This is a genomic window from Hyphomicrobiales bacterium (genome assembly GCA_017642935.1).
Taxonomy (GTDB): domain Bacteria; phylum Pseudomonadota; class Alphaproteobacteria; order Rhizobiales; family MH13; genus MH13.
In genome coordinates this window covers 785,583-808,404 of record JAEPOK010000001.1, presented here as the reverse complement: position 1 = coordinate 808,404, position 22,822 = coordinate 785,583, and the positions used below count along the sequence as shown (strand labels likewise).

The 22,822-nt window shown below is 59.4% G+C and carries 21 protein-coding genes; 4 read left to right on the top strand and 17 right to left on the bottom strand.

Annotated elements, in window-relative coordinates; all coding sequences use genetic code 11:
• Positions 1 to 48: 48 nt before the first annotated feature.
• The 10 genes from JJ917_03815 to JJ917_03770 form a co-directional block, all read right to left on the bottom strand.
• A complete protein-coding gene (locus JJ917_03815; GenBank protein MBO6697938.1) occupies positions 49 to 1,170 on the bottom strand; it encodes an ABC transporter substrate-binding protein in 1,122 nt (373 codons plus the stop codon).
• A gap of 28 nt (positions 1,171 to 1,198) precedes the next feature.
• Positions 1,199 to 2,035 (bottom strand): MurR/RpiR family transcriptional regulator, encoded by an 837-nt coding sequence (locus tag JJ917_03810; GenBank protein ID MBO6697937.1) that lies wholly within the window; start codon positions 2,033 to 2,035, stop codon positions 1,199 to 1,201.
• A gap of 140 nt (positions 2,036 to 2,175) precedes the next feature.
• Positions 2,176 to 2,688, bottom strand: coding sequence for a hypothetical protein (locus JJ917_03805; GenBank protein ID MBO6697936.1), 513 nt, complete (start codon positions 2,686 to 2,688; stop codon positions 2,176 to 2,178).
• Positions 2,685 to 4,850 carry an MMPL family transporter gene (locus JJ917_03800; GenBank protein ID MBO6697935.1) on the bottom strand — a complete coding sequence of 722 codons (2,166 nt, stop codon included), beginning with the start codon at positions 4,848 to 4,850 and terminating at the stop codon, positions 2,685 to 2,687. The genes JJ917_03805 and JJ917_03800 overlap by 4 nt, the downstream gene beginning before the upstream one ends.
• Positions 4,851 to 4,919: 69 nt before the next feature.
• On the bottom strand, positions 4,920 to 5,429 hold the full coding sequence (locus tag JJ917_03795; GenBank protein MBO6697934.1) for a hydrogenase maturation protease: 510 nt from the start codon (positions 5,427 to 5,429) through the stop codon (positions 4,920 to 4,922).
• Positions 5,426 to 6,868, bottom strand: a complete 1,443-nt coding sequence (locus tag JJ917_03790) for a Ni/Fe hydrogenase subunit alpha (protein ID MBO6697933.1) — start codon at positions 6,866 to 6,868, stop codon at positions 5,426 to 5,428. The genes JJ917_03795 and JJ917_03790 overlap by 4 nt, the downstream gene beginning before the upstream one ends.
• A gap of 19 nt (positions 6,869 to 6,887) precedes the next feature.
• Positions 6,888 to 7,394, bottom strand: coding sequence for an NADP oxidoreductase (locus JJ917_03785; protein MBO6697932.1), 507 nt, complete (start codon positions 7,392 to 7,394; stop codon positions 6,888 to 6,890).
• Positions 7,395 to 7,453: 59 nt separating this feature from the next.
• Positions 7,454 to 8,203, bottom strand: coding sequence for a (2Fe-2S)-binding protein (locus JJ917_03780; protein ID MBO6697931.1), 750 nt, complete (start codon positions 8,201 to 8,203; stop codon positions 7,454 to 7,456).
• On the bottom strand, positions 8,200 to 10,089 hold the full coding sequence (locus JJ917_03775) for an NAD(P)H-dependent oxidoreductase subunit E (protein MBO6697930.1): 1,890 nt from the start codon (positions 10,087 to 10,089) through the stop codon (positions 8,200 to 8,202). The genes JJ917_03780 and JJ917_03775 overlap by 4 nt, the downstream gene beginning before the upstream one ends.
• Before the next feature lie 112 nt (positions 10,090 to 10,201).
• The gene (locus tag JJ917_03770; protein ID MBO6697929.1) at positions 10,202 to 10,660 is read right to left on the bottom strand and encodes a helix-turn-helix transcriptional regulator; all 459 of its coding nucleotides are present in this window, start codon (positions 10,658 to 10,660) and stop codon (positions 10,202 to 10,204) included.
• A 307-nt stretch (positions 10,661 to 10,967) separates the two neighbouring features.
• Between JJ917_03770 and JJ917_03765 the strand changes: the two genes are divergently transcribed.
• The 4 genes from JJ917_03765 to JJ917_03750 all read left to right on the top strand — a co-directional run bounded on the left by JJ917_03765 (position 10,968) and on the right by JJ917_03750 (position 16,231).
• Complete coding sequence (locus JJ917_03765) at positions 10,968 to 12,083, top strand: helix-turn-helix transcriptional regulator (GenBank protein ID MBO6697928.1); 1,116 nt, start codon at positions 10,968 to 10,970, stop codon at positions 12,081 to 12,083.
• Between the two features lie 73 nt (positions 12,084 to 12,156).
• Complete coding sequence (locus JJ917_03760; protein ID MBO6697927.1) at positions 12,157 to 12,654, top strand: hypothetical protein; 498 nt, start codon at positions 12,157 to 12,159, stop codon at positions 12,652 to 12,654.
• Between the two features lie 99 nt (positions 12,655 to 12,753).
• Positions 12,754 to 14,253: a VWA domain-containing protein gene (locus tag JJ917_03755; GenBank protein ID MBO6697926.1), complete on the top strand. Its 1,500-nt coding sequence runs from the start codon at positions 12,754 to 12,756 to the stop codon at positions 14,251 to 14,253.
• Between the two features lie 43 nt (positions 14,254 to 14,296).
• The gene (locus JJ917_03750; GenBank protein MBO6697925.1) at positions 14,297 to 16,231 is read left to right on the top strand and encodes a hypothetical protein; all 1,935 of its coding nucleotides are present in this window, start codon (positions 14,297 to 14,299) and stop codon (positions 16,229 to 16,231) included.
• Positions 16,232 to 16,359: 128 nt separating this feature from the next.
• On the opposite strand, the gene JJ917_03745 is transcribed toward JJ917_03750, so the two are convergent.
• From JJ917_03745 to JJ917_03715, 7 genes are read right to left on the bottom strand one after another with little or no spacing between them, the layout of a single operon-like run.
• Positions 16,360 to 17,124: a TIM barrel protein gene (locus JJ917_03745; protein ID MBO6697924.1), complete on the bottom strand. Its 765-nt coding sequence runs from the start codon at positions 17,122 to 17,124 to the stop codon at positions 16,360 to 16,362.
• A complete protein-coding gene (locus JJ917_03740) occupies positions 17,121 to 17,768 on the bottom strand; it encodes an aldolase (GenBank protein ID MBO6697923.1) in 648 nt (215 codons plus the stop codon). Before JJ917_03740 ends, JJ917_03745 begins: the two co-directional genes overlap by 4 nt.
• Entirely contained in the window at positions 17,765 to 19,033 is a 1,269-nt protein-coding gene (locus tag JJ917_03735; GenBank protein ID MBO6697922.1) for a four-carbon acid sugar kinase family protein, read from the bottom strand. The genes JJ917_03740 and JJ917_03735 overlap by 4 nt, the downstream gene beginning before the upstream one ends.
• Positions 19,030 to 19,899 carry an NAD(P)-dependent oxidoreductase gene (locus JJ917_03730; GenBank protein ID MBO6697921.1) on the bottom strand — a complete coding sequence of 290 codons (870 nt, stop codon included), beginning with the start codon at positions 19,897 to 19,899 and terminating at the stop codon, positions 19,030 to 19,032. Before JJ917_03730 ends, JJ917_03735 begins: the two co-directional genes overlap by 4 nt.
• A gap of 50 nt (positions 19,900 to 19,949) precedes the next feature.
• A complete protein-coding gene (locus tag JJ917_03725) occupies positions 19,950 to 20,897 on the bottom strand; it encodes an SMP-30/gluconolactonase/LRE family protein (protein MBO6697920.1) in 948 nt (315 codons plus the stop codon).
• The gene (locus JJ917_03720) at positions 20,894 to 21,859 is read right to left on the bottom strand and encodes an ABC transporter permease (protein MBO6697919.1); all 966 of its coding nucleotides are present in this window, start codon (positions 21,857 to 21,859) and stop codon (positions 20,894 to 20,896) included. Before JJ917_03720 ends, JJ917_03725 begins: the two co-directional genes overlap by 4 nt.
• A complete protein-coding gene (locus JJ917_03715) occupies positions 21,856 to 22,821 on the bottom strand; it encodes an ABC transporter permease (GenBank protein MBO6697918.1) in 966 nt (321 codons plus the stop codon). Before JJ917_03715 ends, JJ917_03720 begins: the two co-directional genes overlap by 4 nt.
• Between the last annotated feature and the right edge of the window lies 1 nt (position 22,822).

The following is a 22,822-nucleotide window of genomic DNA, read 5'->3' as shown; positions in this document are numbered from 1 at the left end:
GACCGGCCGGAGCGTTGGATCCCCGACCGGTCATCTTGCGAGGAAGGCTTATTGTAGGGTCAACACCAGGTCGCCAACATCCGCGCGGATCGTGGCGGTCTCAGCCGGCTGGATGCGCCAAGCATTGAAGTCTTCCAGCGGCACAGCATCGGGATGCGGTGGGATATCGGTGCGGGTCACATAGTCGCCAGCCACATAGAACGGCGCGAGACCGGGGCCACCGGTTTCGCTCTCATCACCCATCAAAAAATCGATGACGAGGCGCGCAGCCGCGGGATTGTTTGGCTCGGCAGCCAAGGCAACGATTGCCGGGAAGATGATGCCAGGAGACGGCGCAACATCGTTTGCCACCTGCAACGCCCACCCTTCGTCTTCATTGTCACGGCGATCGGAATAGCTCGTGAAACCCACCGGCGGATTGTCCTGGCCAAGCCGACCGACCGCGGCGTTCACATCATCGGTGGACGACACCAGGATCAAATCGTTGGCAAACAAATCAGCGATGAACTTCTCGCCGGCATTCGCCATGCCATCCAGGTCGATAGCCTCGCCGAAAAGGTCCTCATAGGTCGCTGCCATGGCATCGGATTGCAGAACGATCTCCGTCATCAGATCAAGATAGTCACCACGTTGCAGCGGATCGACCATGACCACGCGACCGGTCCACTCATCCGTCGTCAACTCCCAGAGGTTGGAAACCGGCGCACCGTCCGGATTGGCTTCTTCATTGTACATCAGCACCTTGGTGGAAAGGCGCTGCGCCAACAGCGGCGACTGGAATTCAGCGGGCACGCGGTCAGCCACGCGCGGCGGCACATAAGGCCCAATGATGCCGGTTTCCAAAAGCTCGGTGAGCACCACCGGCGTATCGGAGATGTAAATGACATCGGCATTGGTCACGCCTGCCTGTGCTTCTGCGCGAAGACGGGCGATCTGCTCGGTCGAGGAGATATCAAAACCCTGCAGGTCAATGCCGGGATAGGCTTCTTCAAAGGCGGCTTCCACGCGGCCAATGCGGCTGGTGAAAGAGTAGACCGTCACTGTGCCCTCTTCCTGCGCCATGGGCAGCAGGTCTTCAGCAGACAGCGTGTCGAGATGCCCATCCGCCATCGCGGCAGAAGACAATAGGATACCGATCGCGCCGAAGCACGTTGCTTGCAAAACTCGCATGTTTTCCTCCGATAGGTTTTTTGTTTGGTTAGTCAAACCGCTCGATCAGCTGACCCAGCTTCTCGAGTTTCTGCAGGGATTCCTCTTTCGCAGTTAGCCCCGCCGCGATGACAACAGCATTACAAATGGCCATCGGAACGGTGAGCGTTTGAAAGGCGTCGGGATGGCCGGACCGGGGGGCTGCCAAACTGTAGTCCGGTCGGGGGGAGAGCGTGGTTCCGGTGATGCCGGAGATCACGATGTTGGTGGCGCCGGCTTCGCGCGCGGTCTCCAGCAACGGGGCGTAGCCCTTAGGCGCGCGGCGAAAGACAAATGTCAGAACCACATCGCCGTCGGTCATGCCAACAGCCTGCTCGGCAAGACTGCGTGAATCCGCATCAAGCTTGTGCACGTCCTTGCCGAAACGGCGGAAGCGCTTGAGCATCAACAGCGCCAAGATTTCTGCGTTGCCAGACCCGTAAACAAAGATCCGGCGCGCGCCCATCAACTGCTCGGCAACCGTGTTGATCTGGTCGGCCGAGATGAAAGTTTCCATCCGACCCAGCGCTTGCATTTCCTCTTGGACCAAGCTGCCCAGGATCGTATCGGAATTGTTCTCTTCGATGGTCTTTTCAAACCGCGTGGCGGTTTCGCGTGTGGCGATGAACTCATCGCGCAACGCCTCACGAAACGCCGCATAACTGGCATAGCCGAGCTTGCGCGCCAGCCGCGAGGCCGTCGCCTCGTGCACACCGGTTGCCTTTGCAAGATCACTTGCAGTGCCGAGCGCCGCGCTGGTCGGGCTGTCCATGACAGCCTTCACCAACCGACGTTCGTTCGGCGTCAGGCTTTCCTGGCTCTGCGTGATACTGCTGATAATCGACATAACTGGCCGATTGACCCCACCTTCTAGGTTTATGCAATTTTTCTTGCATACCTAGATTTTCATTGCAAGTGTTTTTGCAAGAATGGGATTTGCACCATTGTGGTTTGGCGCGGGTTGCCCAGGCGGACGAGGCACGCTTGCTAGCGGTCGAAGACCAGCTCACCCACGGCCACCCGGCGTTCCGGTGTCTGCACGTAAGATTCGAGGCTGAACTGGTTCTGGCGGAAGGTCCAAACGAGAACACCCGTCAGACGCTCGCCGGTATCCGGATCATCGCCGGCAAAGGTAAAAGAGAGCTGCGACCCCGCACGTTGGCCAGTCAGCGGCACCATCGTGTCATTGCGTGGATCGCGCCACTGGCCGCTATAGCCGCCTCCATCCGGAACCAGCATGCCCTCAATTGTCCAGGTTTGCCCCGGTACTGCACACCGGCCGGACAGAGAGAGTTGCGATGTCGAAGCATCATAGGTGTTGGAGACGCGACAACGGGCTGGCTCAAGCGCCCCATCCAGGCTGATGCGTAGCGATCCATTGCCAGTCCAGTCTCCGTTCGCCGACGCAAGCAGGGAATCCGACCAACCGGTGGTTGGCAGCGCCAGTAGTACGACAGAAGCAAGGGCTATCCTGGCGCTAAGTTTTTGGGCCGCTCTCATCGCCACCATCCTTTCTTGATCAGTGCCGGCAGCAGCAGCAAATCGGCGACCAATGCCGAGGTAAAGATTGTAATCAACATAACGCCAAACAGGCGCACATTGGGGAAGCTGCTGAAGAATGTCGACGCCGTGCCAACGCATATCACCAGCGTTGTCACCAACAAGACACCTCCGGTCCTCTGGATCGTGTTGGTCAGGGCCTTTTCGGTATCCAGGCCCGTCGATCGCTCCACCAGATAGCGATTGAGAATGTGAATGGAATCATCAATGGCGATGCCAAAGGCGACCGTCAGCGCCAACACAGCTGTGGGGTTGGCAAATCCCTGATGAAAGACATGCAAGAGCGCTGTCGCGACGAGCAGCGGCAAGAGGTTGGGCAGCATCAGCAAGGGCGCCAACAGCGGGCTTCGATAGGCCAATGCCACCATCAAAGTCGCCACAATGCAGGCAACGAACAGGCTCTGCCCCAGCTGATGGACAATGCTGAGGCCCTGGGTGCGCAGGCCTGCTGGAAATCCAAAAACGTGCTCGGCACCCGCCGCACGCGCGGCTTCCACCATGGCGTCATGTTCAATCCGAGAGGCGCGGTCGTGCATGGGCTCGGGCGCCAGAACGACGATCCGGTGGATGCCACGCTCCGCGCTGTAAAGATCGACAACCAGCGCACTGGGCAGTTGCGCAACAAACTCATTGTCTGGCCGTTCAGTGGCATCGCCAAGCCAGTCCGCCAGCGTCACCTCCGAAAGGACGGTTAGCCGGGGAGCTGCCTCGGCAATGGCTGCCGATATCGCACCTGTCGTCGGCCAGGCCTCATCGGGGCTATCTGCTTGAAACTCAAACCAAAGGGGCAAATAACCGCCAAACCTTTCTTCAATGAGCCGATGGGCTCGGCCCACATCGCTATCATCGGGCAGGTTTGCGTAAAGCGGGAACCACGCCTCCACGCGAGAAGACGCGACAGCACTGATCCCAAAAACGATTGCGCCGAGCACCAAAACCACCACCGGTCTGCGCAAGACGAGGTGCGGCAATGCTCTCGGCAATGTCGGGTGTGGAGGTCGTCGAGACTTTTCGTTGGGAAGCTGCTGCTTCAATGATCCGAGCAAACGAAGTTGGACGATCGGGAGAAGTGTGACGACGCCGGCGGTCACGACCCAATAGGCTGCGAGCACCGAAACGCTGCCCGACAGCGCCAACTCGTCAAGCTTGGCAAAGGACGACACGCCAATGGCGGCAAAGCCGATCGCCGTCGTAATTGATGTTAGTGCATTGGCAGGCGCGACCTGTGCGATCGCCGAACGCAACGCATCGTCCAAGTTTTGGGTTTTCAAATTGGCGCGGGTCGCAGTGGCCAAGTGCATGCCGTCAGCAAGGGCCAAAACCAGCACCAGGATGGGCACAACCACGCTGAGCACCGTGATCGGCAATCCAAGAAGTGAGAACAGCGCCAACGCTGTAAAGGCGGCCATCACCGCAGGCAAAAAAGCAACGATCGCCCAGCGGACACTTCGCAAAGCCACGAGCGCGATGAGGAAGGCAGCAAGGCTTCCTACCGCGTTGAGAACCACCAAATCCTGGCTCAACGCATCGGTCAGAGCAAAGGCGATGGCATCCTCGCCAGTGATCGATATTTGCAGTCGATCGCCTTCCAATGGCGCGATGAGCGCTTCGACATCAGCCAGAACCTCGCGCATGTCACCTAGGCTGAGGCCCGCCGAAGGCACGATCGTCGCGATCATTGTCGCCAGATCACCGGCGACCATCGGGCTTAAGCCGGTGATGCCTGACGTGTAATCCAGCAAGGCGCGCAGGCCAGATTGTCCATCTGCGGCCCGCAGGACCAATCCGCCAGGAGTGGAAGCATCGCTTGGTGGATAGCGTAGGGAGAAGGGCGAAATGACCTGCGCAATCCCGGGCGTGAGCGAAAGGTCAAGCATCAGCGCATTGAGTTGCTCCAGGTCCTGCACCGAGAACGGCGCGTCGGCCTCAACCAGCAGCATGACCGGGCGCGAGCGGGTTGAGCGTTCGCGGAGCAACGCGCCATAGGCCTGCTCATCTGCTGTCCCGGCTGAAAAGCCACGCTGAAGATCGGCCTCAAAGGTCAGCGATGGAAGGCTCACCGCAGCCAGAACAACAGTGAGCCCAATCAAAGCTGCAGCCACCCATCGATGCCGGGCAAACTGCAAAGCTCCGAAAGTGAAGGCAAATCTTTGTGTCAACGCGCCAACAGACTACAAACGATCTGGCACGCCAACGTCGGAAGAACCGGTGCGTGATGCAAAGTACATCCCCTCGCCTATAGACGTGTACCAACGCGCAAAGAACGCCTCCGCATGGTTCAGATTGCTGATGGCCGCGGTACTGAGGCCCTCGGCGATGTCCCCAAACTGATCACCACGGATGCCCAACACGAACGTGCGCGGTTCCGCGTTGAACAGAAGCGCGCACAGGGCGAGCGCAGCCGGCGGCGACACCGAGTGGCTACCGAGCGCCTCAGGCTTTGGATCGATAATCTCTTCAAACACAAACGGTGCATCGCCGTTGAGCAGCGCATCGGCAAAGACGACGCAATCATGTTGCGCCATGTCCAAGGCATGGTCTGCGGAGATCTGGTAGTCGGCCCGGACGGTCAACCCTTCTAGGTTACGTTCCGCCATGCGTTCGGCAAAAGCCTGACCAAGGCCATCATCGCCATGCGCTGGGTTCCCGTACCCGATGAGAAGCGTGGAGCGTTGCGTCATGCAGGCGTCATCGCCTTGTCGATGACCGCACCATCGGCATCCACAAGCTCGACTTGCAGTGGCATTTGCCCCAACGCGTGTGTGGCGCAGGACAGGCACGGATCATAGGCGCGGATGGCAACCTCGATATGGTTCAGCATGCCTTCGGTGATCGTGTCGTGCCCCGACAGGTGGCTGACGGCGACATCCTTCACCGCCCGGTTCATGCCCTCATTGTTGTGCGTCGTTGAGACGATGAGATTGCAATAAGTCACCTGGTCATTCTCATCGACTTGATAGTGGTGGATGAGGTTGCCGCGCGGCGCTTCAATGACCCCAACGCCCTCCTGACGCCGGTCGCCTTTGGCCACCAAATCCGTGCCCTGCAGATCGGGATCGTTGAGAAGTTCGCGGATTTTCTCGACACAATGCAGGACCTCGATCATCCGCGCCCAATGGGTTGTCAGCGTGGTGTTGTTCGGCAATCCATCCGAAACCGCACGCAGTTCGCGATGGGCTTCATTGGCCAGCGGCGTGTCGATGAAGCTCGCCGTGTTCATGCGCGACAGCGGGCCGACGCGGTACCATCCCTCTCGTGGGCCGAGCACGTTGAGAAAAGGAAACTTCATGTAGGACCAGCTTCGCACATCCTCCGTGAGGATGGTGTGGTACTGACGGTAGTCCAACCCATCGATCAGTGGCTCGCCCTTGGCATCAATGGCCCGAAGGACACCGTGATAAAGGTCCAACGCGCCATCCTCAGCTCGCACCAGCGACATGTGGCTCGATGGAAAAGCGCCGAAGGTACCAACTAAGTCGGCATGATCGAGCGTATAGTCGCGGGCGAGCGCCAACGCCTCTTGCGTCCAACCTTCCATTTCGTCGATCTGCGCCAGGAAGTGATCGCGCTTCTCCAAAGGCAGGTTCCGGTTGATCCCGCCAGGGATAGCGCCCGTCCCGTGGATTTTTTTGCCCGCCGTCGCCTCAATGATTTCCTGGCCAAACTTGCGCATGAGGACGGCACGCCGTGCAAGATCCGGTTTTTCTTTGATCACCTCGAAGATGTTGCGTTTCTGCGCCGGCGCGCTGAATCCGAAAAGCAAATCAGGTGCTGACAGGTGAAAGAAATGCAGCACATGGCTTTGCATCACCTGCCCATAGTGCATGAGCCGGCGCATCTTCTCGGCTGTCGGCGGTAGTTCATCAACACCGACGATCCGGTCCATCGCCTTGGCGGCCGCCAGGTGATGGCTGACCGGGCATATGCCGCACAAACGCTGCACGATGACCGGCACCTCCCAGAGGAGCCGACCACGAATGAAACGCTCGAAACCACGAAATTCGACGATGTGCAGCCGCGCCTCATCGACCTTATTGTCGCGATCCATATGGATCGTCACCTTGCCGTGCCCTTCGACGCGGGTCACCGGTGAGATTTCGATCAGTCTTGGCTCTGCCATGGCACGGACCCTGTTTGTCTCAATCGAACCGGATGGTTTCGCGTTCAAAGCCACGGAACTTGCCGGCCAACAGCTTGGTCAGCGTGTTATAAATGAAGTCGCCCTCGGGCGCGCAGCCGGGGATTTGATGATCGATCTCAACCACTTCAGCGCAGCTGTAGACATTGTCCAAGATAAGCGGCAGCGCCGGATCATTGGGAACGTTGTGGGTGGCGTTCCGCAGATACCGGCCTGAAATATAGGCTTCTTCCAAACATTCACGCAGCGGATCGTCGGAATGCATGATGGCGTTGCGCATAGCCGGCAGACCACCCATGATCGCGCACTGCCCTATCGCGACCAAAACGTCGCAATTGCGCCGGAAATCCTGAAGGACCTCGACGTTCTCCTCATTGCAACAACCGCCTTCGATAATGCCAATGTCGCAACGCTGCGTGAAACGTTTTTTATCGGTCAGTGGCGAGCGATCAAATTCGACCTGTTCCATCAGATCGATCAGACGCTCATCGATATCCAGGATCGCCATATGGCAGCCGAAACAACCGGCCAAAGAGACGGTGGCGATACGGGCTTTCCTTGGTTCGCTCATCGGTCTGCGTCCTCGGCACTCTCGCCTTCGCGCGCAAGAGCCTCAATCTCACTGCCGATGAGTCCATCATCGAATTCGCGCTCGCCAATCGGCGTGGAAAAACCTTCACGCTTGCGAATGATGCAACCGACCGGGCAGACCTCCGGCGACATGGCGTGATCAGTGACATCCGCGTCGGTATGGGCAAGGTCCGGGCCATTGACCGCCACCCGCCGGTGAATGCCGCGCCCGACATAGCCGAAGATGCCCTTTCCATCGACATCCTGCGAGGCCCGGATGCAGCGCCCGCAACTGATGCAGCGATTGGTGTCGAGCGCGATATCGGGATGCGAGGCATCAAGCGCCCGGCACGGCTCAAGATAAGGGAACTTCGTTGGCTCGGTGGTCATTCCCAGCCGATACGCCATGGCCTGCAATTCGCAGTTTCCGCTGGCCTCGCAGATCGGGCAAAGGTGGTTACCCTCGTGGAACAGCATCTCCACCAGATTACGGCGCATCGCATTGATGTGCTGGCTCTCATTTTCGACCACAAGGTCAGGCGCGGCAGGCTGGGTGCAGGCCGCAACGCTGTGGCCATCAGCCTTCACCGTACAGACTCGGCATCCGCCCTGGTGGCGCAAGCCCTCATGATCGCACAAACGTGGAATGTAGATGCCCGCAGCGTCAGCCGCTTCCATGATCGATTGATCGGGCTCGGCGGAAATCGTAACGCCGTCGATCGAGAAGGTGAACGCAGCCTCCGTCATTGGGTGAAGTCCTTGTCGAAGATGTAGGACCGTCGTTTGGCGATGGAACGCGCCTCACTGATCGCATCTTGTATGTCGAATGTCGCCTTCATCCCCTCCTCGTTTTCCTTGGTGATAGCCGAATAGACCAGGGGAAAGTTTTGCAAAGTCGAGAGGATCGGATTCGGCGATGTCATGCCCAAACCACAGCGACTGGTCTCAACAATCGTCGAGGAAAGATCCCGCAGATAGGCAACGTCAGAGCTGTCGGCATTGCCTTTGCGGAATTTCTGAATCGCCTTTTGCAAAAAGACGTTGCCGACGCGGCACGGCGTGCAATAGCCGCAGCTCTCATGAATGAAGAAGCCGAGATAATAGTCGACGATCTCAAGAACGTTGCGTTCGCCTGAGAAGACGATGACAGCGCCGGCCGTGGCCAGATCATCAAAGCTGAGCAATCGGTCAAAGCTGTCACGCGCGACCATGGTTCCAGAAGGTCCGCCGACCAACACGGCAGCGGCATCGGTTCCACCGGCCAGTGTCAGCAGATCGCGAACACTGATCCCATAGGGCAACTCGTAAATGCCGGGGTTGCGGCAATCACCACAGACACTGAACAGTTTTGTGCCATTGCTGCCCTCAGTGCCGATGGATTGAAACCATTGCGGGCCCTGATCAAGGATGCGCGCTGCGTGGCACAGCGTCTCGACATTGTTCACCACGGTCGGATAGCCGAGATAGCCACGACTGACCGGATAGGGCGGACGGGTTTTTGGTTCGCCGGGTAGGCCTTCGCAGGAGCTGATCAGCGCGCCCTCTTCGCCGCAAACATAGGCCCCTGCCCCCATCTGGATGCGGATATCGAAATCGAAGCCGGCCTTGCCAAAAACGTTGGTGCCCAAAACACCGCGCTCGCGGCGCTTGGCAAGGATCGTCTCCAGATGGTCGCGCAAATAGATGTACTCACCGCGCAAGTAGATCAGACCTTCCTTGGCGCCGATCGCGCGGGCGGCAATGGTCATGCCCTCAACCACCAGATCAGGGCGCTCGGTTAGAAGAACTCGATCCTTGAAGGTGCCGGGCTCGCCCTCATCGGCGTTGCAAAACACGAACTTTCGCGGCTCGGTTTCCGTCGCTGCGGCGCGCCATTTGGTGCCCGTCGTGAAACCCGCACCACCGCAACCGCGAAGCCCGCTGGTTTCCAGTGACGCAATGATCTGCTCAGGACGCAACACGACGGCTTTTTCCAGCCCCTTGTCCGTCGGCACAGGTCCCAGCAAGGCCTCTCCGGCGTGACGGATGTTGTTGTCGACGGTCCGCGAGGCCCGCTCATAGGGGCTAAGGGCTTCGAAGTGCGGGCTCACCAAGTCTTCGGGCTTGGAGCCGTTTTTGAGCGCGGCGGCGATACTGCGCGCCTTCTCAACGGTCAGGCGCGTGACAATCACATCGTTGATCATCGCAGCCGGCGCTTGATCGCACATGCCAATGCAGGGGGTGTACTCAAGCGAGAAGCGTCCGTCCGTCGAGGTTTCGCCGACGGCGATGCCAAGTTCCTGCTCGAAGGCAGTCACAGCATCAGCCAATCCGGCATAGCGATCAACAATGTCGTCGCACAGCCGAATGGTAATCGCGCCTTTCGGCTCCAGAGACAGGAAATGGTAGAAACTCGCCACACCCTCGACCTGGATGCGGCTTTGACCGGTTTGGGCCGCGATCGTTTCCATCGCCTCCGGGGAGATCCAGCGGAAGTGATCCTGGACGGCCAGCAGAATGTCCAAGGTTCGATGCTTGTCATTGGCAAATCTGGCGCAAAACTCGACGATCTCAGCGTTCGCTTTGCCGCTTGCGCTTGTCAGGCCGTTGGCGCTTGCCAAGCCATTGCCGGTTGGGGTCTCAAGATCGCCCATGCGGCATTGTTAAGCCATCGCGGCAAACCCACAAGCTCGGCCTTTCGCTTAGGCGTCGATCTTCAGTTGGCTTTCGCCGACCACGCTTTCCCGACACTCAAGGACCCGATACTCACACCCGCACCCATCCGTTTTGCACTGAGATGGCCAGCGCCTGCTCACGCGTTAGTGCGCCAAGCTTCTTGCGCGCATTTTTGAAGTGAAACTCTACAGTGGCTGGCGAAATAGCGATCCGCTCGGCAATGCGTTGGGTGCGTAGCCCTTGGGCCAGAAGCGAAAGGCACTCCTTTTCGCGTTCGCTAAGATGCTTGGGTTCAACGTCATGGTCGGGCCGTTCATCAAGGATGCGCATAAACTGGTCATAGCTTTGGATCGCCACGCGTTTGGCTTCGATTTTGCGTTCGGGCTGAATCTGCGCGCAGCGTCTGGTCGGTACGAGTACCCAACCGGCTGTTTGGACTGCATGGGCAGCACCAAGCGAAATGGTGAACCCACCAGGACGCAAGCGACTTGGAAGCTCACGCGTCACCCGATCGACCACATGTGAGATTGCCGCGCCTGAGCGAAGCACGCACAGCCCTGTGGGCAGTCGATCGTGGCGAAGAACACAACTGACGTTGGAAAAACCCAGTTGCTCCAGAGCGGATAGAGCGCTGTTCCAAGCTTTTTCCAAAGCCGCATGAGGCGGTGGGTCAAACCTGCCTGAGGTGCCGTGCTCCATGGCAATTTGCGTCTGATGGTTCACAGGCCTGCCGCTCGGTTGTCATGATGGGTGGCCAATGTGTGCGCTGACACACTCGGATTTCTATAGGGCAGTTGCCCTATTGGAAAAAAAGCGCTTACGTTTCCATGGGGACCTGCTACGGAGATCAGAGCAAATGCTCGAAGCGATCAACAGAATTCAGGCCGCCATCCTCTCCGGTTATGACAGTCCAACCGAAGTCTGGGCCCACGATATCTGCTCTTCGATGGGTAGCCTGCTGGGTACCGACCATGTCTATTTCATCGAACCAGAAGAGCCCGACGCACCCCACGAGCCGCGGGAAAAACTTGGCGTTTACAGCCGGTCAATCGGACAGACTTTCGCAGATGGCATCGCCTCGCATTTTGAAGGTTTTGACGATGATGGTTTCAGCGTGTTCCGCGAAGACTATGCGTCGGCGCTGCATCGGATCATCCGCGCCAGCGGCGTTGGCGCCTATCACGATGCGCCGCTTTTTGATCGCCGCACTCGCGAGTCGATGGAGCTTCATCAAGAGGTGTTCAAGCCGGTGGGGCTTGAGCGCCAAATGGCGCTCTCTGCGCCACTTGTGCGTGGTGAAGCTATGCTTATCGCCGGCTTTGGGCACAAGGATTTTCCAGAGCATGACGACGAACGCCACCAAGCCCTCCAACTGCTCACACCGGCCTTTGAGGCGGCCATTGCCTTTCGCGCTCGCTTGAAGCGCAGCTATCTGGAAACCAGAGATGCCATGGAGGGTGCTGGCAAGCCTTTCGCGATCGTCAGCATTGATGGAACATTACTGTTTCTCAGCAAGCAGCTTCAGGTCTACCTGGCTGGCCATGATCATCGCAAAGATCTTCTGGCGGCGATCCTTTCGATGGCGCAGGATGCAACGCAGGCGCTTGTGACCAATCCTGGTGGCGGGCTAGCCCGACCTGCGCAGCGTGCCAAAATCGGAAACCGACACTACACGCTGCGCGCGCGAATTGGCACGGCCTTCAACGGCGACCCGGAAGTGCATATTTGGATTGAACCGCAATCGGGTCGAACGCTGAACAAAGACCTTGCCGGCGCCTATGGTCTGACGCCCAGAGAGTGCGACGTGGCAGTGTTGGTTGCCGAAGGCCTGCGCGACAAGGAAATTGCCCGGCGCCTCTCCATCAGTCCGCATACGGCCCGGCGTCACTGCGAAGCGCTGCTGCGCAAGACAGAACTGTCAAACCGGGCCAGCCTCGGGCCGCTTCTGTTTCAACCCTATGGATTTCGGTAGCTATCCAGTCGCCGTGCCTTTGGCCTTCAATGCCCAGCGTTCGTGGGGCGATGGACAAAACTGGATGATGCGCATGACACCACCTTCCAAAGCGACTCTCGGTCTGGGCATTGCCTTGGCGCTGATGGCCTGCAACGCGAGTGCCAGTGAGCCAGTCCGCATTTGCCTGGCCGCTGGAAGTGAAGCCGATGGCATGACGGCCATGATCCATCACGCCGACGACAGCTCGGTTCGTGTGGATAGCCCCTATTCTGATAATCCCAACTCACGCATCACGCGCTGGAGCGAAGCGGGCTATTTCGCCAGGTTCTGGGCTGCCGCAGAACAGCCTCTTGCCGCTATGGATGGCATGACTCCAGACAGCTGTGACGACGACTGGCGTGACATTTTGGTTGTGACATTCGCCGATGGAACGGCGATCCGCCAGGAAGCGTCGTGTCCGCGCAATCCCATCCATCTTTTGCGCAACGACCTGGCGATGAACCTGCCCAGCTTCGTTGAAAACGCCAGCCGCGACGAAGTGGAGGGCGCGGTAGACGGCGTCTTCGCTCCGTGTGCGCAAGACTGGTGAGATAGCAACCTTGTGTGTGCGCCGTCACAGCCTGCCAATCTATTCGATCACTATCTGAGCGACAGCAGCGCGGTTCAAACCATGCGCAAACCAATCCTCATGAGGCAAACATTGACTGGATTCTTCAAACGCCTGTGTGCGGTAAGCCTTGGTTTTCTGGCCCTTTGCACCCTCCCTGTGAACGCGCAGCAGAGCGATCTGCCGCGTGCGATCCTGGTTTTTGATGGCTCCGGATCGATGTGGGGCCAGATCGATGGGATCAACAAGATTGTCACGGCGCGCGAGACGTTGGCGCGGGTGCTGCCAACCTTTCCGGCCACGATGGAGCTGGGATTGATGGCCTACGGCCACAATCGCCGTGGCGATTGCAACGACATTGAGATGCTTGTGCCAACTGGCCCTGTGACGACAACGGCAGGCTCAATCTCCGCTGCCGTCAACTCGCTGAATCCACGCGGGAAAACACCGCTGTCCGAAGCGGTACGCCGCGCGGCATTGGACCTGCGATACACCGAAGAACGCGCCACCATCATTCTGATCACCGATGGCCTGGAAACCTGCGAAGCCGACCCGTGTGCCCTGGCCAATGAACTGGAGAGCGTTGGGATAGATTTCACCACCCATGTCATCGGGTTCGGGTTGACAGAAGAAGAAGGCCAACAGGTCGCGTGTCTGGCTGAGAACACCGGCGGTAGCTATTTCCAAGCCAGTGATGCTGACGCGCTGGGCGAAGCGCTCACGCAAACCGTGGCCTTTGTGCCGCCCCAGCCACCAGCGCCGCCAGTACCTGCGTTGGAGCCGGTTGAGCAAAACCTGTTCGTCACCGTGCGAATGGAGGCGGCCAGCGAGCCATTGACCACTCAAGACCCCATTCGTGTGGAGTGGGATTTGGAACCGCTGGACCCTCAGATTGATCCGGCTTCGGTTCCCTTCATCGCTGCCGTGCCAAGTTTTGAGCGTTTCATTGAGCCAGGCCGATACCGCCTAACGGCCAGTACGAATCGCGGCCTGCAGGTAAGCGAGGAGATAACGCTCACTGCGACCGAACAAACGGCCGTTGATTTGGTTTTTGGTGCAGGGACGCTCGATCTCTATGCGGTCATGCTCAACGACGGGTTTGGGCTCTCCAACACAGATTTCGGTTGGACCATCCGTAATCTTGAAACGGATCGCTCGTTCACCGTGTACGCCCGCAATGCGCGGGAAATCGTTCCAGCTGGGCGCTACGAAGCCGCGCTCGTCATCACGCGCCTTGAAAGCATGTCGCCTGGAACCGTGACGCTCGACGTCTCGGCCGGCGATGTGACTGAGCAGGAGGTGATCGCTTCGACCGCGCGCGTCGGTTTCCGGGTCTTCAACACAGATGGCAGTGAACTGACGGGGTTCGAGCTGCGCCACCAAGTGCTGCGTGGACCGACGGATCAAAGTGAGGTCGTTGCAGGCAAGATTGGCAACGATACCTATTTCCTTCTGCCTGGCAGCTATACCGCGCGCCTTGAAGCTTGGGACGATGGTCCACGCCGCTCGGTCGAAACGGTGTTTGAACTGGCGGCTGGCGATGATCGGATCATCGAAGCGACCATGCCAGACGCACCGTAGTGATCGCAGGCCTGCGACCTCAAACAAAGAACGGAACACGCCCATGAGCTGGAAATCTGTTGTTGCGGGTGCGGTGGCTTTGGCGGCGCATGTGGCGCTCACCTCATCGCCGTCGCACGCCGACCCCAACACCTGTGTTGGCAGCGCGCCCAACGGATCATCACTGCCCGTCTTTGACCAGCCCAACCCACAAAGCGCCGTGCTTGGCGGCATTGGCGTTGGCCAGTGCGACATCACGGTGACCAACCAGTGTGAGGGCAATTGGTGTGTGATCGTCTACCAGGGTCTCAATGGCTGGATAGAGATGCGGCACCTCACGGGCAGTCCGGTGCAACCACCGGCTGGAGCAACCGGCCAGCAATCAGGCGGTGCAGTGCAGACATTCGAGGTGATCGGTGGCAGCGGCACGGTCACCATGATGGGGCAAACCCAGCCCACGCCGGTTGATCCTGGCGGTACGGTTAGCCTGACCCCAATCGATGGTTCCACCGCTCGTCTGTCCATGCCAGCGGCGATCTTTCCTAGCCAACCGACGATGCAACGCGGCCCAGGCGGCGTTTGGACCGGATCGTTCGGTGAGTGGGCAGGTATTCCGGCCAATGTCGCCGTCACCCTGCGCGACCTCACCACACCAACGCCAATGCTCGTCCTTGATGGCACCAGCCCGATGGCGGAGTTCTTTTTGGAGTTGCAGCTTCGCCCCGTCGGTGGGTCCTCGGGCGTTCAGCAAAGTGGTGTTCAAGGCACCCCAAACAATCCTCCACCTGCGCCGCCCGGAGCGGCATCTGCCGACAGCTGCGCGCAACTGGAAGCGATGAGCGCTCGCATAAATGCCATGGGCAGCACCGACAGCGTCCAGGAATTACGCGGCATCTATGTGGTGGCTGGTTTGGCCTTTGGCGGCGCGCAGACCCCGGACAAATGCCAGCAGGCGCTCGATCTGATAGCCGCATCGCCACCCCTCCAAGGCCTGCTGGCATCTGGCGGCAGTGGTCAGTCGCCAAACGCGGGCGCTGTTCGCAATGCCAGCGCGAATTGTTCGGCTGTCGATGAGATTGCCGTCGCCATTGAGCAGGCCAATGATCGCCGTCTGAGCGGCCTGTTTGGCCAACTGATCGATGAGGTCGGCATCATGGATCTTTTCGCGGCCAATGAAGAGCAGTGTGGTCGCCTCCTCGATCTGCTCGAGATGGAAGGGATCATCGACGGGCCATCGGTAGCCTTGCAGGCTGGAATCGGCACACAGAACGGGACGCCCCCCTCTCCGACGCCTGCACCATCGCCGGGATTGGGTAATGCGTGCCGCGAGGTTTTGGCGATTGATAGGGCCGTGGAAGCGGTGAACGACCGCACGGTTTCTTCGATCTTCGGCAGCAGCATGGCCTCGGTACCGATGTCCGACGTGTTCTCCGCAACCGAAGGGGAGTGCCTGGCGCTGCTTGAGCTGCTTGCCATGGAAGGCATGGGCTCGCCGGAACAGGTTCGAGCATTGGCGCAGAGAATTGCCCAATCCAACGCGACCGCCAACCCTGTGCCGGAAGGCCGGCCCCTTGCTTGCGAGGCATTGGCGCGTGCCATCCGGCCAATCTTGCGTGGCGGTGCACCTGATGCGCGGCGCGCTGTTACCAGCACACTTCAGGCCAATGGCATAACCAATGTGGCCAGTGCCTCGCAGCAGGTATGCGCGCAAGTGATGGCGCAATTGATCGCAGCCAACGCGATTCCTGATGATGGCGTAGGCTGGGGATCGGCGAGCGCGACGCAACCAGCCCCCGCACCGGCGGCTGCGCCGACCCAAAACGATGCCTGTTTGGCGCTTGGCGACCGGGTTGTCGCTATCGTCAACCGCGGCGTGAATCGCGAACTCACCGCCATGAGCGACATCCTGGCCGACGCGGGCATCCGCTCGCTTTCCGGTGAGACCAACACGGCCTGTGCTTCGGCACTCGACGCCGCAATTGCTGCCGACCTTGGATGACGATCATCGTTCCACTCGGTTCACGTTCGCACGAGCTTGCGACGCTGGAAACTGGCGGACTCCTAAGCCCGCTTTGAGAGCGGCACTTTGCTCAGTCGATCCGCCATGCCTATCACTGGACCGTGTGGCTAGGTCCTTAGCTTTGCCAACCAGCCAAGCGTGTCGTCGGTTGAACCGTGCGGCTTGTATTCCGCGCCCAAGGGTTTGGCGTAACCAAAATCGTCAAGCAGGGCGAAGATATGGGCATAGTCCACCTCGCCCTGGTCGGGTGCGCAGCGATCAGGCACCGAGGCAAATTGGACATGGCCGATGCGCGGCAACAGCGCCATCAGCCTGTTCGAAAGGTCACCTTCCATCAATTGCACATGGTAGCAGTCGAACATCAGGCGCACGCTATCCGAGGCAACCTCATCCAAAATCGCGACGGCCTGCCCGGTGGTTTGCAAAAAGTACCCCGGAGCATCGTAACGGTTGAGCGGCTCAATCAGAATGCCGATACCGTGCGGTGCGGCCCGCGCGCCGGCATAGCGCAGCGCCTCAATAAAGCTTTTGTGCGCGGCCTCGCCTGAAGCAAAACCCGCCATGACATGAACATTCTGCGCACCAACCGCGTGCGCATAGTCGATGGCTTGATCAATGGCCGCCCGCGCATCGCTTTCACGTCCCGGCAAGGCGGCAAGACCATTCTCGCCCGCTGCCACATCGCCGCGCGCGGTGTTGAGTCCAAGCATCGCCATGCCGGTTTCTTCAAGCGCTAACGCTACCTCGTCCGCTGGCGTGTCATACGGCCAATGACACTCGACCGCATCAAAGCCTGCGCGTTTGGCGGCGCGAACGGCATCGGGAAGAGAAAGCTCAGTCCACAAAAATCCAAGGTTAGCCGAGAACCTCACGCGCCCCACTCCACGTCAAACTTTGTCACAATGGCATCGATCTGGGCCGGCGTTAGCGTGCGCGCCTCAAAGCCTCGCATCAGCACGGCCAGCCGCGCCGTTTCTTCAAGCTCTTCGATGGCGTTGCAGGCTGCTTCGACATCTTTGCCGGCAACCACCGGTCCATGATTGGCCAGCATGACGGCCGACCGTTTGCCAGCAAGGCCGCGAACCGCCTCGCCCATCGCCGGGTCGCCCGGCAGAAAAAAGGGCAGCAGCTTCACTTTGCCCAGCTTCATGATGGCGTAGGGCGTGAGCGGCGGCAGGAAATTGTCCTCATCGGCCTCCGGCATCAGCGACCAGGCCACCGAATGGCAGGAATGCAGGTGGACGACCGCACCAGCGGTGCTGCGTGTATCGTAAAACGCCGTGTGCAATGGCATTTCTTTGGTTGGCGGGTCACCGTCAACGAACTGACCTTGCGCGTCGAACCGACTGAGCCGGCCTGGATCAAGGCGGCCAAAGCTTGTGCCTGTGGGCGAAACCAGTAATCCGCCGTCGCCGGTACGCGCGGAAATGTTACCGGTGCTGCCCCCGGTCAGCCCGCGATCAAACATGGATTTGGCGAGCAGGCACATGTGCTCGCGCAGTTTTGCGTCGCTCATGCTGTCTCCAACAGATCAAGGGCGTGGCTGAAAAAGGTTTCAGAACCGAAATTGCCCGATTTCAAGGTCAAGGCGATGGGCACGCCAGCGCTCTGGCTATAAGTCCAAGGCACGCCTGGCGCGATTTCCACGCCGATGTCGAGCCGTGTCACGCCCAGCGCTTTAGTTACGGCGCCGGATGTCTCGCCGCCGGCGACAACAAATCGACGAACGCCCCACTCACGCGCTGCAACCGCCAAAGTCGCCAAAGCGTCTTCGACCAGCTCACCAGCCCGCTCAACACCCAAGGCATCTTGCGCTGCGCGAACATCTTCAGGTGCAGCCGACGCGTAAATCAGCGGTGCTTTTTCATTGCCCTGAGCAGCGAGCCAAGCCAGTGCCTGGTTCGGTCCATCATTCGCAAGGACCCGCGGATCGAGATGATAAGAAGGTGCTTGCGCCGCATAGTCGGCGACTTGCTTGCGTGTCATGGCAGAACAACTGCCGGAAAGAACGATGGCACGCGGGTCGACGTGCGGTTTTTCACCAGAAACACCAGTCACATCGTCCGCGCCTTGCGCCGCATACAGCGCAGGTAAGGGCATCGCCAAAGCGCTGCCACCGGTCAAAAGCGGCATGGTGTGGCAAGCCTGCGCGATGAGGCTCAGGTCTTCATCCGCCACGGCGTCGATCACCACATGGGCAACGCCCTCCCCCTTCAGAGCATCAAGCGCTCGACGGATGGCTTCCGGGCCCTTGGCGACTGTCAGCCGGTCCACCAAACCCACAGACTTACTGACCTGCGGTTCCAGGAGCCGCATCAAATTGCTATCGCGCATGGGCGTTAGCGGATGGTCTTTCATCGGGCTTTCCGCCAAAGGCTGCTGACCGACAAACAGATTGCCCATGAAGATCGAACGACCATTTTCCGGAAAGGCCGGACAATAGATGGTTTGGTCGGTTCCAAGGTCTGCCATCAAGGCTTCGGCAACCGGACCGATATTGCCCTCCGGCGTGGAATCGAAGGTCGAGCAGTATTTCCAGAAGAAGTGCTCAGCGCCCGCCTTCTTCAGCCAAGCCAGCGCCCGCCGGCACTCATCGACCGCCTCTTCGACAGGTGCGGTGCGACTTTTTAGGGCAATGACCTCAAAGCTCGCCGTTTGCGCCGGCGGCTCGTCCGGAACGCCAATGCGCAGGCTGACCGGTGCCCCACTGCGCGCCAACATCCCCGCAAGATCGGTTGCCCCAGTAAAATCATCGGCGATGCAACCAAGAAGCGTGCTCATACGTCCTCCATGCCCGGTAGCGTGACATTGCCTTTGCGCGCCAAAAGTTTGGCAAGGGCGGCGTCGTCTTCGCCGCCCATCCCGGCACGGCTGGCTTCCTTGAACAGGTCAAGGGCGGCTTGGGTCATGGGAGTTGGGAAGGTCTGGGTTCCGGCTTCGGCGGCGACGATACCGAGGTCTTTGACGAAAATATCAACCGCCGAATGCGGGGTGTAGTCACCGGCCACGATATGGGCACCGCGATTTTCAAACATCCATGAATTGCCTGCGCTTTGCCGGATCACATCGTAAAGCGTTTCCAAGTCCACGCCGATACTCGCGCCAAGGCTCATGGCTTCGGCTGCGGCCGCGATGTGCACACCGGCGAGCAACTGGTTGATCATCTTCACCCGACTGCCGGCACCCGGCGCATCGCCAAGGCGGAAAACTTTGCCGGCAATGACATCCATTGCGGAAGCAGCCTTGGTAAAGGCAGCGTCCGATCCGGCTGCCATCATGGTCATTTCACCGGCCTCGGCTTTGATCGACCCACCAGAGACCGGCGCGTCAATCACCAACATCTCGTGCTCGATGAGTTCCTTGGCGATCGCTTCAGCCGAACTGGGCGGCATCGTCACGCACAACACGAAAACGGTGCCGGGCCGCGCGGCGCCGGCAGCGCCATTCTCGCCGAAAAGCACTTGGCGTGCCTGCGCTTCATTGACCACGAAGACGAACACAATGTCGACGCTGCTTGCAGCCTGTGCCGGAGTGGAGGAGGATTGACCGCCAAACTGCGTGAACCGAGCAAGCACGTCTTCGCGGATATCAACGCCAAGCGTCGGTATTCCGGCGCGCACCAGCGACATTGCCGCACCCCAGCCCATCGAGCCAAGGCCAATTACCGCGGTGGTGATGCCATTGTCATTGGAACCGGTCACGAGGCGGACCCCCCTCGCGCCACGGTCACGGCGTCGCGCCTTGTGGTCCGGACCCGGTACACCTTGTCCGATGATGTGATGAACATGTCGGTGCCGCTCGACCCGCCAAAGCAGAGGTTGGAGGTTGCCGCGGGCAGCACGATCTTGCCGATCACGGCACCGTCATGATCCAGGCAGCGGATGCCGTCCATCGCCGATGTCCAGACATAGCCCTCATGGTCAACCCGAAGCCCATCAGGCACGCCGGGGTGGGTTTCGGCAAAGACGTCGCCGCCAGAAAGCGTTGTGCCAGCGACATCAAACACCCGAATATGGTGCGGCAGATCGTAATCGATGCCCGGAAAGCTCGCGCCTTTAATCGCCCCGGAATCGGCGATGTAGAGGCGTTTTTCGTCCGGCGAGAAAGCCAGGCCATTGGGCTTGTCAAAATCCGTAGCGACCGCGCGCATCTGCCCGTCAGGCATCACGCAATAGACAAAGCACCCGTCCTGCTCGCTTTCAGCCGGATAGCCCTCGACGTCGCTGTTGATGCCATAGGGCGGATCGGTGAACCACACAGAGCCGTCCGAGCGCACCACAACATCATTGGGCGAATTCAGAGGTTTTTCGGCAAAGTGGCTGGCAACCACCTCAACACTGGCAAGCTCCTCGGGCACCTCGCGACGAACAACGCGGCGACCGCCATGCTCGCAGGAGACCATCTTGCCATCCAAATCCAGCGTGTTGCCGTTGGCAAACTCGCTGTTTTCAAGTGCCACACGAACACCAGCCGCCTCGGTCCAGCGCAGCATCTTTTTGTAGGGGATGTCATTGAAATAGAGCCCATCGTTCAGCCAAACCGGGCCCTCGGTCCACGTAAAACCCTCCGCAATCACTTCAGGACGAGCGGTGATATCGACAAAGCTCTCAAAACGCGGATCCACCGTTTCATAGGCCACACTCATGCGCGCGTTCCTTTTCTGCGAAGGGTCTGGAACAGCAGCATGATGATGATGATGCTTCCGAAAATGATGTTCCGCCACGCCTCAGAGATCTGAAAGACGGAGAGGATCGAGGTAAGAATGGTGATGAAGAGAACACCGCCAATGGTGCCGACCAATGATCCACGACCACCCAGGATGGACGTGCCGCCGATCACCACTGCTGCGATAGTGGGAAGTAGGAACGGGTCGCCCATCGATTGGTAGGCTTGGTTGGCATAGCCGGCCAAGAGCACCCCGCCCAAAGCGGAGCACGCACCAGCGATCATGAACGCGGCAAAGATCACGCTGGGTGTCGAAACACCCGACAGGAACGTCGCTTTTTCATTGTAGCCGATGGAGGAGAGGTAGCGGCCAAAGCCTGTGCGCGAGAAGAAAAGCCCGATGATCAACGCGATGGCCATCCAGAGGAGAAAGGCAAACGGTATGCCCGCAACCGTGCCCGTCGCCGCTTCAATCATCAGCGGAGACGCAACGCCGCGTGGGCTGAACCCGCCGGTGTTGAGCACGGCAACACCGAGCAGCATGGAGTTCACCGCCAGCGTCCAAACCATGGAAGGTATGCGAAAGACGGCAACGCCCACGCCATTGATGATGCCAACCAGCACGCCGAACAGCAGCGCGGCAGGCACAGCCAATGCACCCAACATGGCACTGTCCGTGCCAACCAGAGCCGTCGAGATGATTGCTGCGCCACCGAGAACCCACGGCACCGACAGGTCGATATGGCCGAGCAAGATGACCACGGTTGCGCCCAGCGCCAGGACGCCGAGAAACGAGGCCACCTGCAGCTGCTGCAACAAATAGTCCAGGCTTAAAAAGCGCGGCACAAAGAACGCGCCAATGATGATGATCGCTGCCGTAGCCAGAAACGGGATGGCGGCATCAAGATCGAAGTTTGGTCGTTTGAGGGAAAGCGTTGTCATCGCCGAAAAACCTCCAAACGGTTGCGTTGGCGCAAGATCGTGAGGCTGCCAACGGCAATGGCTGTGGCGAGCACCAGCCCCTCCACAAAGGGTTGAGCCAAAGGCGGCAGGCCAGAGAAGAACATCAGAAACGCGATAGTTTCTAAGATGAATGCGCCGATCACCGCCCCGACCAAGCTGCCGACACCGCCGCTCAGCGCCACACCACCGAGCACAACGGCAGCGATGGAATTGAGCGTGAAGTTGGCAGAGATGCCAGCATCACCGGTGGTGGTGACATAGCTGAAATATGTGCCAGCCAAACCGGCAAAAAGACCGCCCAACGCAAAAGCTGCAATGCGCACCGTGTTGATCGGGATACCCGACTGGTAGGCCGCCGTCTCCGACGACCCCAAGGCATAGATCGACAGACCGAGACCACTGCGGCGCAGCGGCAGCCAGAAGGCGCCGATGATCACTGCCAAAATCACAAGCGCGGTGGGGACGCCGAGAACGTCCAGCGTCATCGCATCTGCCAGGTCGAAGTTGACACTTCCACCTGGCGTCGGACGGAGCAGCAGCGCGATGCCGACATAGATCGATGCCGTGGCCAGCGTGACGATGATTGGCTGAATGCGCCCATAAACGACGATCAACCCGTTGATCACGCCGCATGCAGTGCCGACAGCCAGCACAAGCAACATGCCACCGAACAGGCTGAGCCCTGTACCGGCCAACACATAGGAGGCAACCGTGTTGGTCAGCGCCATCATCGCGCCCACGGACAAATCGATGCCGCGAACCAGAACAACGAAAAACTGAGCAATCGCCGCCAAGGCCAAAATCAAGCACTGGTTGGCCCAGATGGTCATCACATAGGTTGATGGTCCGCGCGGGTGCGTGGCGAGATAGGCGATCAACGCGATCATCAAGATCGAGAATGCGATCAATTCGCGCCGATTGGAGAGAAGGAACTGACGCATC